11 protein-coding genes are annotated in these 11,613 nt (G+C 51.4%); 5 read left to right on the top strand and 6 right to left on the bottom strand.

Translation table 11 applies throughout. The annotated features are described in order from the left end of the window. Nucleotides 1–36: 36 nt before the first annotated feature. The 4 genes from ACNRUY_RS23940 to ACNRUY_RS23925 all read right to left on the bottom strand — a co-directional run bounded on the left by ACNRUY_RS23940 (nucleotide 37) and on the right by ACNRUY_RS23925 (nucleotide 4,451). Nucleotides 37–1,083 carry a hypothetical protein gene (locus ACNRUY_RS23940; RefSeq protein ID WP_488114190.1) on the bottom strand — a complete coding sequence of 349 codons (1,047 nt, stop codon included), beginning with the start codon at nucleotides 1,081–1,083 and terminating at the stop codon, nucleotides 37–39. Between the two features lie 279 nt (nucleotides 1,084–1,362). Next, nucleotides 1,363–2,886, bottom strand: a complete 1,524-nt coding sequence (locus tag ACNRUY_RS23935) for a YifB family Mg chelatase-like AAA ATPase (protein ID WP_488114189.1) — start codon at nucleotides 2,884–2,886, stop codon at nucleotides 1,363–1,365. 76 nt (nucleotides 2,887–2,962) lie between these two features. Then, nucleotides 2,963–3,364, bottom strand: coding sequence for an accessory factor UbiK family protein (locus tag ACNRUY_RS23930; RefSeq protein WP_488114188.1), 402 nt, complete (start codon nucleotides 3,362–3,364; stop codon nucleotides 2,963–2,965). Further along, nucleotides 3,348–4,451, bottom strand: coding sequence for a 2OG-Fe(II) oxygenase family protein (locus tag ACNRUY_RS23925; RefSeq protein ID WP_488114187.1), 1,104 nt, complete (start codon nucleotides 4,449–4,451; stop codon nucleotides 3,348–3,350). Before ACNRUY_RS23925 ends, ACNRUY_RS23930 begins: the two co-directional genes overlap by 17 nt. A gap of 361 nt (nucleotides 4,452–4,812) precedes the next feature. Here ACNRUY_RS23925 and glnK point away from each other — a divergent pair, with 361 nt between their 5' ends. After that, on the top strand, nucleotides 4,813–5,151 hold the full coding sequence (gene glnK, locus ACNRUY_RS23920; RefSeq protein ID WP_488114186.1) for a P-II family nitrogen regulator: 339 nt from the start codon (nucleotides 4,813–4,815) through the stop codon (nucleotides 5,149–5,151). A 145-nt stretch (nucleotides 5,152–5,296) separates the two neighbouring features. Next, the gene (locus ACNRUY_RS23915; RefSeq protein ID WP_488114185.1) at nucleotides 5,297–6,547 is read left to right on the top strand and encodes an ammonium transporter; all 1,251 of its coding nucleotides are present in this window, start codon (nucleotides 5,297–5,299) and stop codon (nucleotides 6,545–6,547) included. Nucleotides 6,548–6,764: 217 nt separating this feature from the next. Here the strand turns inward: ACNRUY_RS23915 and ACNRUY_RS23910 are convergent, their stop codons facing one another. Continuing rightward, nucleotides 6,765–7,526 carry an SDR family oxidoreductase gene (locus ACNRUY_RS23910; RefSeq protein WP_488114184.1) on the bottom strand — a complete coding sequence of 254 codons (762 nt, stop codon included), beginning with the start codon at nucleotides 7,524–7,526 and terminating at the stop codon, nucleotides 6,765–6,767. A 208-nt stretch (nucleotides 7,527–7,734) separates the two neighbouring features. Here ACNRUY_RS23910 and ACNRUY_RS23905 point away from each other — a divergent pair, with 208 nt between their 5' ends. After that, nucleotides 7,735–8,454, top strand: coding sequence for a HugZ family pyridoxamine 5'-phosphate oxidase (locus tag ACNRUY_RS23905; protein WP_488114183.1), 720 nt, complete (start codon nucleotides 7,735–7,737; stop codon nucleotides 8,452–8,454). Nucleotides 8,455–8,492: 38 nt separating this feature from the next. Here ACNRUY_RS23905 and ACNRUY_RS23900 read toward each other — a convergent pair whose 3' ends face one another. Then, nucleotides 8,493–9,086, bottom strand: coding sequence for a cysteine hydrolase family protein (locus ACNRUY_RS23900; RefSeq protein WP_488114182.1), 594 nt, complete (start codon nucleotides 9,084–9,086; stop codon nucleotides 8,493–8,495). Nucleotides 9,087–9,343: 257 nt separating this feature from the next. Between ACNRUY_RS23900 and ACNRUY_RS23895 the strand changes: the two genes are divergently transcribed. Next, nucleotides 9,344–10,822: a peptide MFS transporter gene (locus ACNRUY_RS23895; protein WP_488114181.1), complete on the top strand. Its 1,479-nt coding sequence runs from the start codon at nucleotides 9,344–9,346 to the stop codon at nucleotides 10,820–10,822. A gap of 264 nt (nucleotides 10,823–11,086) precedes the next feature. After that, complete coding sequence (locus tag ACNRUY_RS23890; RefSeq protein ID WP_488114180.1) at nucleotides 11,087–11,386, top strand: hypothetical protein; 300 nt, start codon at nucleotides 11,087–11,089, stop codon at nucleotides 11,384–11,386. The last annotated feature ends 227 nt before the right edge of the window (nucleotides 11,387–11,613 follow it).

Here is an 11,613-nt window from a genome sequence, read left to right as displayed (position 1 = left end):
ACCTTCTCAAGCTTGATACTTCAGTGAAGGCTGGTATCAAGAACAAACGTAAAACCTGTGGCTGGGATGAAGACTATATGATGAAAGTGCTTGGGCTGATTGATTCTTGATCATGTTTTTGCCCTGGGTAGTGACCCCACTGATGCGAGTATCCCATGACAACTGGACGGCGGTTATGTCATTGCTCATTAAGGCGTTATATAACTTATTCCAGGGCCCAGGGAGCTCTGCAGTATCCCCAGGCAGCGCGGCCACCGGGTACAGATTCAAAACCCTGCTCTGGCCATCAAAGGCATAACTGAATTCGAGAATAAAACGCTTTCTAACCGTGGGGTCATTCACCAGTATCTGCTCTGAGCCCAGCCTCTGCCCCGCAGCATAGCTGGCAGCACTGCTGATCGCCGTAGGAGTGACAACGGTAGTCAAGGTGAACAACACCATGTGCAGAGCCGGGTTTGTGACAAAACTGGCCACCTCTGTGGCAACTGCAACATTGCTATAACCCGTTGCCACCATAATAGCCAGGCTTCCCAGCAGTGACTGGGGAGACAGCAGCTGGGTCGGGGCAAAATAACGACGGTAGGTGGTATCTCCGGCAAAGGTCATAAAACCACCCACGTTATTGAACTGAGGAAAGCCCGGCAACCAGGGGCGAGCAGCTGAGTAAGCCTGACTCATCTGCTCAAGGGTATAGGAGAAGCCATTTCGCAGGCTTTCGGAGAAGAACTGCCCAGTAGCACTCCCTTGCTCATATGCGGACTGAGTGAACCGGCTCAGGGACTCATAAGGAAATTCAGGCAATTCTCCATAGAGATAACTTGCATATCGGCCTGTTTTTTTTATCATCCCCCCAAGAGCAAAATCAAATGCATCAACCCAGTCGCCATAAGAGTATGAACGGTGGCTTTTATGTTCATTAACCAATGGCACATATGCCTTGCCACCTATGCCCCCCATACTTTCATCGAAAGTGCGTTGGTTTTTCTCAAGCTGCTTAAGATTGATATCCAGCCCTTTAATGGGTACTGCCGGTTTCGCCTGAGAGAAACTTTGTGTACAGGTGAGCAAAACAAGTACAGCCAATATTAAACTGCATGGACGGTTATAACCTTTCGATGCAGATCTCAGAAATCTTCGACCATTTATTATTGAAATAATTGCAACGACTGTTTTTGACTGTTTTCTTGAATACATTCTCAAATATCTTTTCAGGCCCAATCCATTGCGCTTATCAATGGTCAGATTCCCATTGTTTCAATAACCAAACTGGCTATTAATTGGGAACATCGTCATTTCAGAATCTGTTGCCAGATTCACACTTTTGGAAAAAAGACACAGCCCACTAATAGCCACTTGTTTTGCTTATAGCTGTTTAGTGCTGTCCAGTCTTCGAAGCTGAATCGCTTCCGCCAGATGCTTTTTCAAAACAGGCTCAGACGCATCCAGATCCGCCAATGTCCGGGCTACCCGCAAGGTACGGTGAAGCGCTCTGGCAGAAATACCCAAACGATCACCCAGGCGGGTCAGTAATCCTTTTTCCTGTTGCCCCAATTGACAGACTCTCTGAAGCTCTTTGACAGAAAGTCGGGCATTGGTTTTTCCCTGACGTTTCAGTTGTCGTTCCCGGGCATTAACCACCTGCTGGCGGGCACCTCGGGAGTTCACAGACTGACCAGCCCCCGAGTCCTGATCACCAAGAATAGTCTGGGTACTCTGTGATGCAACCTCAATCTGCAGATCGATCCGGTCAACCAGTGGGCCGGACAGTCGGTTGCGGTACCGGGTTATTTGTTCCGGACTGCACCGGCAGGAACGCTGCTGATCTCCAAGGTATCCACAGGGACAGGGATTCATGGCACCAATCAACTGAAAAGAAGCCGGATATCGCTCACTGCCGCGAACTCTGGTTATTATGACTTCTCCACTTTCCAAAGGTTCCCTCAGCGTTTCCAGGGCTTGTCGCTGAAATTCGGGCATTTCATCCAGGAACAGAACGCCGTTATGGGCATAGGAGATTTCACCGGGCCTGGGCTGGCTACCACCACCCGCCAGAGAAATAGCAGAGGAAGTGTGGTGGGGCGCCCGAAAAGGGCGTTGTTTCCAGCCAAGCGTCCCCTGGCCCGCTTTCAGAGAATGAATAGCCGCCACCTCCAGGGCTTCTGCCTCCGTCATTGGCGGAAGTATCCCCGGCAGTCTTGAGGCCAGCATGGTTTTTCCGGAACCGGGGGGACCAAAGAGCAGGATGTGATGGCTTCCTGCGGCGGCGGTGATCAGAGCCCGCTTGGCCTGGTTCTGTCCCTGGACGTCAGCCAGGTCCGGATAGCGGGTATGGGTGACAGAAGTGTCGGCCTGACTGGGGGCAATCTGGATTTTGCCACTGATGTAACCACAGACTGTAGACAGGCTGCTGGCCGCAATCACCCGGGTTCCACGAACCATTGCGGCCATGGAGGCATTCTGGCTGGGAGTGATGAGCTCTCTCCCCTGCCGGTCACAGGCAGCGGAAGCTGGCAAGATAGCCCTGACCGGCCTTAGCTGGCCGGACAGGGCCAGCTCACCCAGAAATTCACGGTCTTCCAGCACCGTTGTCGGAAGTTGCCCTGAGGCAACAAGAATCCCCAGGGCAATGGGCAGATCAAAACGGCTGCCTTCCTTTGGCAGGTCGGCGGGCGCCAGATTGACCGTAATGCGACTATCGGGAAACTCAAAACCACTGTTGATCAGAGCACTTCTGACCCGGTCTTTGCTTTCACGAACGGCGGCTTCCGGGAGACCGACAATATTCAGGGCAGGCAGCCCTGCCGAAAGATGCACTTCCACCGAAACGGCAGGAGCATGAATGCCGTGACATGCCCGGGTATGAACCTGTGCCAGTCTTGATACCATCGATGATTGTTGACCGCTTACACTGCTCTGGATCAACAAAGATAGCAGGTTGACTACAAGCTGCCTGGACGATCAGCTATTCACTGGGTGATTCGTCTGTTGGAGTCAGAGAACCGCTCTCATGGCTCTGCAGGGCTTCAACGATTTTTTCCAGCTCCTCCAGTCTTTGCCGGGTATGCTTCAGCACCGCCACCTGAGTATCGAACTCCTCCCGGGTCACCAGCTCCAGACGGGAAAGAGCGCTGCTGACCAGAGCCCGGATGTTATTTTCAATATCTTCCCGGGTACGGCTTTTTTCACCACTGAGCATCTCTCCGGCCTTGCCGGCAATGGTGTTAATCAGTGTGGCTTTGTCAATCATCAGTAATGTCTGGCTGGGTGCGGTCAATAGAATCAATGCCGATGAGCATACCATAAAACTGCCATTTGCCGATGATTCCAGTCGATAGCTGATCGGGCTGCTATGGCTGCTTTCCATAAATCTGTGCCAGCCGTTCTTTAAGATATTCACCTGCGGTAACCGGTGGGTACTTGCGGGCCTCATCAGGATAAAGATCTTTTGAGTCAACCAGAGCACTCGCTGGCGGCGCCACAAAAAGGATAAGGGAATACCGTTCAGGCCAGACACTGAGAGTTTCATCCGCAAAGACTCTGTGGGGCGTGGCCACCAGGCGGTCATTACTCCAGCGGGAAAGCATGTCGGCCACATGAACCAGAACAGTGCCCGGTTTTCTTTTCAGTGACCGCCAGCGACCCTGAATGTCTCTAACCTGGAGCCCTTCTGCGTCATCCAGCAGCATCACCACTGAGAGCGTATCGAAATCGGTGTGTTCACCAAATCGTATATTTCCCCGCCGCTTTGTCTGTCCCATAGCAGGATAGTGGTTCAACCGGAAAGTGCTGTTGGCCACCTCCAGCCGGTGCTGATTGACCAGAAAACCCGCTTCAAGGGAAAGGGCTTTCTCAATCAGTGCAAGAATAGAACTGGCCGCAGCACTGGCCTCTTTCCGGTAGGCTTCCAGCTCAGCCATCAGGCCGGACTCCCTCAATGGCTCAGGCCAGTCCGATGGCTTCATGCCATTAACTATGTCCAGGGACTCAACGTAATGCTCCCGGTAACTGCTATGGGTCGTGCCATATTGCTCACTCCCCGGACCGGTGTAGCCCCGGACATAACCGGGCACCCCAAAGCGGAATTTGGCCTTTTCTGACGGAGAGTATCCATGAAAGAAACGCCGGGCCGTACGGAGTATGTTTTCTCTCACACTGTCTGAAGCCAGAGGCAGCCCACTGAAATAGGCGATACCTGTCGTGGTATAGGCGCTGAGCAGTTGCGAAGGCGCATCCGGGTCATTGACATCAATAGTGACAATCTCAGTGTTATGACGGTCTTCCAAGGGGGCTCCAGAAACGGTAATGAAAGGCATTGCGACGATCAGCAGGCCAAATAAAAAAAACCAAGCCCTGATAAGAACCTTTGCTCCCATTTCCCGAAGGGGTTCTGAGAAAGCGTTAGCCTTGTTTGCCCGAAGCCTGAAAAGGCTCTCTGGAAAAAGTGCTTTCATTCGCATGCTTCTTTTTGGTGCACGAATGCAGGGCGCGAAAGGGTTACAGTGCATCAATATAGTGCATTCACGGAATACATCTGCTTTTTGTAACCCTCTTAATGGCGGCTTATGGGCCTGGCTCTGATAACGCAAGGGGATGATCAAAGCTGGCACAATGCCTGCATAAGTGAAAACCGCAAAGAGGGTGGTCGGTTACCGGCTGTACTTAAAGAGTCACTGAATTGTTTTCCTGCCGGTTGCGCTTGTAACAGAAATGGAAATGCGTAGACTCGGGAAACTGCAGTTTATCCAGATCACCCCTCCCGGATAACGCTTTCGGTCAATACTCGCAGATAAAAATCAGCCAGGAGAATCGTCGATGAAGTTGGTATCAGCCATTATCAAGCCCTTCAAGCTTGATGACGTGCGTGAAGCACTTTCGGATATTGGTGTTCAGGGAATCACCGTCACTGAGGTCAAGGGGTTTGGGCGCCAGAAAGGGCATACCGAACTCTATCGCGGTGCTGAATATGTGGTGGACTTCCTCCCCAAGGTCAAAATTGAAGTGGCCATTGCCGACGACTTGCTGGATCAAGTCATTGAAGCGGTGTCCAATGCGGCCAATACCGGCAAGATTGGTGATGGCAAAATTTTTGTCACCGCCCTTGAGCAGGCGATCCGGATTCGTACCGGCGAAACCGGTGCAGACGCCATCTGAGCCAGCATAAACCCTTTGGCTGAACGCCACCGGATACGGTGAACATTCAGCAGTAAAAGTCACCATCAGTCTTGAGCCGTATATAAACAGCCTTGGGCTGAAGAAAAAAGATAAAAACAATTTAAATTTTACTGGGAGGGGTCCCGTGGAAGATACAACTCAGTTGTCGTATGCACTCGACACATTCTACTTTCTTATGTGCGGCGCACTGGTCATGTGGATGGCCGCTGGCTTTGCCATGCTCGAAGCTGGCCTGGTGCGCTCCAAGAACACCGTTGAAATTCTCACCAAGAATGTGGCCCTGTTTGCCATAGCCTGCACCATGTACCTGCTGTGCGGATACCAGATCATGTACCCCGGCGCTAATGAAGGCGGCATTCTGCCTATGTTTGGCACCCTGCTGGGGACAGAGAACAGCGTTGAAGCGGTGGTCGCCGGTGGTGACGACGCGCCTTATTACTCATTGCGCTCTGACTTCTTCTTCCAGGTGGTCTTTGTGGCAACCGCCATGTCCATCGTCTCCGGTGCCGTGGCTGAACGGATGAAACTCTGGGCCTTCCTGCTGTTTGCTGTCTTTATGACCGGTTTTATTTACCCGGTACAGGGTTTCTGGAAGTGGGGCGGTGGTTTCTTGAACGCAGCAGGCTTCCAGGACTTCGCCGGTTCCGGCGTGGTTCACATGGCCGGTGCCTCCGCTGCTCTGGCTGGTGTCCTGCTGCTGGGTGCCCGCAAAGGCAAATACACCAATGGGGGGGCCATCAATGCCATGCCCGGTGCCAACCTGCCTCTGGCAACCCTGGGAACCTTTATCCTGTGGCTGGGCTGGTTTGGTTTCAACGGAGGCTCGCAGCTGAAAATTGCCGACGTTGAAAACGCCAACGCCGTTGCCCAGATTTTCGTCAACACCAATGCCGGTGCCGCCGGGGGTGTCATTGCTGCCCTGATCGTAGCACGACTGCTGTTTGGCAAAGCGGATCTGACCATGGCCCTGAACGGTGCCCTGGCAGGACTGGTCGCCATCACTGCGGAACCTCTGACTCCCACCGCTCTTGGCGCAACCTTGATCGGTGCCATGGGTGGCGCCCTGGTCGTCTTCTCCATCCTGGGTCTGGACAAACTCCGCATTGACGACCCGGTAGGTGCCATTTCAGTGCACGGTGTTGTGGGTATCTGGGGTCTTCTGGCAGTTCCCCTGACCAACAGTGATGCCACAATCGGAGCACAGCTGCTGGGTATTGCCACCATCTTCGCATGGGTGTTCGCCGCTTCCCTGGTAGTCTGGGGCGTCATCAAGGTCATCATGGGACTGCGTATCTCTGAAGAAGAAGAGTACGAAGGCGCCGACCTTACAGAGTGTGGTATGGAAGCTTATCCCGAGTTTACCAGCAAGTCGTAACGACTACTGATATCAAGACAGGTTTTATTGAATATAAACGACTCTGGCTTTCACTGAAAAGCCAGAGTCGTTTTTTCTTTAGCAGGAAGGAAAATCTGGATATAACCGCGCCAAGTACGATTCAGCTATTGAGCAACTTAATCTTGCCTTTTTAAATGCACTGCTACCGGATAAACGATAGCAGTGAATTCCCAGACAAAAGAATTGAGGCAATAGCCTACATCCTCAAACCTCCATCCAGTTCCACAACCCGGCCATTGTAATAATCATTTTCAAAGATAAATCCGGCGGTGTGGGCGATCTCCTCCGGTGTACCCATGCGACCAACAGGGATGCCCGCATTCAACCGGGCTTTTGCTTCCGGCTTCATACTTCCGGTCATTTCCGTTTCGATCACGCCGGGAGCAATGGCGGCACAGCGAATACCATACCGGGCAAATTCTTTGGCCCAGGTCACCGTCATGGCGGCCACCCCGGCCTTGGCGGCAGAGTAGTTACTCTGGCCAAAATTACCTTCCCGGGCAATACTGGAAATATTAATAATGGTACCTTTCGAACCACTTTCAATCATGCTGGCCGCCACTTCACGGGTGCAGAGAAAGACACCGGTCAGGTTAACATCAATAACAGCCTGCCACTGCGCGTAAGAAAGCTTGTCGACCACCTTGCCCTCTTTTGCCTTGACCAGAAGGCCGTCCCTGAGAATACCGGCGTTGTTAATCAGCCCATTCAAGGGGCCGAGTTCCGCTGCTGCCTTTTGAACAGCAGCTTCAACCTGTTCCTCATCCGCCACATTGGCGGGCAGGGGAATCGCATTAACGCCTTTTGAACGACAAAGTTCTGCTGATTCATGGAGTTCCGGAGAAGCCAGGTCAATCAGGCCTATATTGGCACCCCGTTCGGCAAAATGTGTGGCCATGGCCAGACCCAGTCCTCTGGCAGATCCGGTGATCAGGATGTTCTGGTGTTTAATGTCCATATGCTTATTCTTATTTCAGGTGAATGACGACTGTCTTATATCAGCCGCTTATTGTTTTCCGGTTCATCCTGAATCGAAACCTGACAAAAGGCAACATGCAATTGCGTGATTGATAATCAATCTCATTCCTATATAATGCGGCGGCAATCCTGTTTGCCAACCCTGGAGGGTTGGTTGCGGTCTGTATTTTCCCTGGAGGATAACAACGATGGAACCGAAGGAAGAAGCTGCATTTGAAGCCCGCCAACTGATGCTCCGGGAATACCACGGCATTTTGTCCACCCACTCCCAGGATGTCCCGGGCTACCCGTTCGGGTCAGTGATGCCCTATTGCCTGGACGCCCAGGGTTGCCCGGTGATTCAGATCAGCACCATTGCCCAGCACACCAAAAACATTGAAAACGACCCGCGGGTATCGTTGATCGTCAGTGAAACCAATACCGATGATGTTCACACCGGTGGACGCCTGACCTGGATGGGAGATGCTGAAAAAATCGAAGACGCGGATGATGTAAAAGACGTGTCAGAACACTATTTCAATTTCTTCCCCCAGGCCCGGAACTACAAAAACACCCACGCCTTTGATTTTTACCGGATCAAATTGGTGCGTGCCCGCTTTATCGGTGGCTTTGGTAAAATTTTCTGGGTTAAAAATGAGTTGCTGTGCAAGGAAAATCCATTCTTTGGAAGTGCTGGCAAAGGCATGATTGACCATATGAACGATGACCATGTGGACGCCATGGTCAAATATTGCCAGCAAGCCAAAATTATTATCCCGGAAGGGGTTACCCCAAAAATGGCCGGTGTGGACAGCGAAGGCATGCACCTTCTACTGGGACGGAAAGTGGTTCGAATTCCATTCCCGGAGGCTGCAGAGGATACCATGCAGGTGCGTCAACAACTGGTAGCCATGGCGAAAGCCGCCTGACACCTTCTCTTTTCCAACCTGGTAGAAACAACCGGGAGCTACCAGTGGTTGAGTAGCTCCCCGGTAAGGGTAATTTCGATCTGCCGGTCAAAAGCAGGCAGGACTTGCTCAAGAATCAGTGTGTGGCACTCCATGGAAGAAGTGGCCACGGCATCGGCCACAATAATGGTGCGATACCCTTTCTCGACCGAGGCCAGAGCACTGACCAGGACGCAATAATTGGTCTTGACTCCGGAAATAATCACGGTGTCGGGATTCAGCTCACTCAGTATCCGGTTGAAGGCGGGGCTTGAAAAGGCTGAAAAACTGGACTTATCAACCACGCAAGCAGGCGGTATAAACGACTGGATAGCACCCATCAATTCCCGGCTGCCCTGCCCCATTGGCTCTGTGATTGAGCGCCATTTATTATAAACCCGTTGCCAGCCATGGGGGATACCCGACGACTCTGCAGGAATAAAGCGGGTAAAGACGGTTCTTTCGGGAATACGTCGGGTAATCCTGACCACATTTTCAGTGACCTTTTTCAACCCTGGCGTAAACCACTCCCCCGGTTCACCGTAAAGCTGTTGCATATCAATGGCCAGATGCAGAGCCCCACGACTGATAGCTCCGTATTTAAGTCCAGACATTTTAAAGAACTCCCATTGATTGTTTGAATTATATCAATATTTGAACAACCGGCCTGTGATAGTTTCAGTACCGTCTGTAGCGGTTTTCCTGTTCCGTTGTTGTTTTTCCTTTCGTGTATAAGGGGTCTTGTTGTTCCCCTGGGTATTTTTATTGTTATTGCATTGTCTGTTTTTTCACCACTGACGGATGCCCGCTACAGGACTTTGTTTAATTCAAGGAGTAGTGTGTGCAAAAGTTTACTTCCAGATTTCCAAAGATGGCAAAGGTACTTATCCTGCGTCAGCTGCTGTGGGGAGCCGCTTTTTATGGCGTTTATGTGCTTCTTACCAAATATTTCCTGAATGAACTGAATTACAGTGAAGCAGACACCATTATGATGCTGGGTGCATTTGGTGCTGTTGGCCCTGTATTTTCAGCGGTAGGCGGTTTTGCCGCAGACCGTTATATCGGCTCGTTCAGGGCGGTTTACATTGGCTATACGTTATACACCATTGGCTTTTTCCTTCTGGGAATCGGAGCTTCGAGCCTCAGCATTCCACTGAGTATCTTTTCCATCGCCCTGATTGGTTACTCCAGAGGGCTATCGGCCACCAGCCCAACCGTACTCCTGGGGAATTCATACCCCGATGACCGGCGTGTGGATTTCCAGGAAGGTTTGACGGTCAATTACTCCATCAATAACCTGGGCTCATTTGCTTCCCAGTACCTGTTCCCATTCTTTGTCGCCTATGTGGCTTATCAGGGCAACTTCTTTATTTCTTCTTTCCTGATGCTCTGTACGCTGGTGCTGTTTTTCACCTTCCGAAAAGAACTCCGGGAAGTGGGTAATGATCTGGACCGAAAACCGGTGAGCCTGAAAGTCTGGCTTGGGTTTCTGGTGGCTTCGGTGGTGATGCTGGGACTGGTTTACTGGGTATTTGCCAACCTGGATGAAGGAAAATATTTTCTCTACGGTCTTGGGGCCTGTGCCATTGGGTACTTTATTTTTGAAATTTTCCGGGCTTCAACGGCCTACAAATACAAAATGTGTGCGGTGCTGGTCACTCTGTTCATCCTGATCTGCTTCTACTTCTACTATGGGCAGATGACCACCTCCATGAATATCTATGCCATCAACCTGATGGGCGACCAGCTCCTTGGCTTTATCCCCATCCGTCCTGAAGCCAATGCAGCCTTTAACCCTCTGTGGTGTTTTGTGCTGGGGGCACCGGTTGTGTATGCCTATGCCTGGCTTGATGAACGGGGCATCTCCCCATCAATTCCCACCAAGTTTGCCGTGGCGTTCCTGTTCAGTGCCACCGCCTTTGGCCTGCTGGCACTCTCCACAACGGCCCTGAATGAAGAGGGCAAAATAGCCGCAGACTGGGTGCTCTGGGTGCACTTCTTCCAGTCCCTGGCAGAACTGATTGTTGGTGCTCTGGGCGTCGGTTTTATCTTTGAAATGGTCCCGAAACATTTGTCCGCTTTTGCCATTGGACTCCGTTCTGTGACACTGTCGCTCAGTGGTATTCTGGCCGCAGTTATTTCCACAAAAATCGCCCTGCCCAAAGATCAGGTACTGACGCCAGAAATCGTTCAGGGAGTCTACACCGGCTATTTCACTCAACTGGCCTTGTTTGCTGTGCTGATGGCCGTGGTGACTCTGGTACTGTCCAAAGTCATCGCCCGTCTGGTGGCTAAAGGTGAACGTCTGGAAAATGAAGACGAACAACTGCAGGTAGCCACTGCCCGCTGAAGAAAAGACCGGAACCCCCCTGATGGTATTTCAAAGAATGAAAGCCCGGATCATCAGGGTGCTGCCGCCAGTCACAATACCGCTGGCGGCCCTGGTCAGGCTGGTATGAGGAAGAACAACGTCGGACCTGCTGTTTCTTTGAAGAAAAGGACTGTATTTCCTGTATAAACCCCTTTATGCTGGCCCTCGCTATTCGAATCTTGGCCATTCAACTAATAATTAAACACCGTCTGTGTTTCTATTTTCAGGCAGGAGGAGATGAGAGTGTCCAGTGTTGATCTTTCCAGAGCCTCTCTGGAGAGGCTGCTTGCAGCCAAACGACAAATCCGGCAGGAATTCGGTAAGGTTCTACACCTTTCAGACCCCGAGCTGCTGCATCAACTGAACCATTACCTTCCCCTCACCACTGAAACAAAAACCCGGGAATTATTACAAGCCTGCCTGGAACAATTCGATAACGACGGCACTGCCGTTGATCCTCACCCCAAACCGAATAAAAAAGAACAGGCAAAAACTTCAGACAACTGGTCGCCTTTATCAAACGCCGTTTCTTATTTTGATTAGGAACATTTGATGCAGATGATGGGCGCTGTTCAAATTAAATGTTGCTAACATGGTCTATACTCCCTGAGCATGAGAATTGTCGTGTAAAGTGGAGTTCCAGCCATGAAACCTCAGCAATTCCAAGACATCCTGAAGTCCATACCCATGATGTCCCCAGAGCAGATCGGTGTCCTCCATAAAACTCTGCCGCCCTCACCCATTGCCGGTGATGCACAAGGTATTTCCGG

Source organism: Endozoicomonas sp. Z74, from assembly GCF_057680865.1.
The sequence above is the reverse complement of the archived record's forward strand: the minus strand, read 5'-3'. Positions and strand labels throughout refer to the sequence as shown.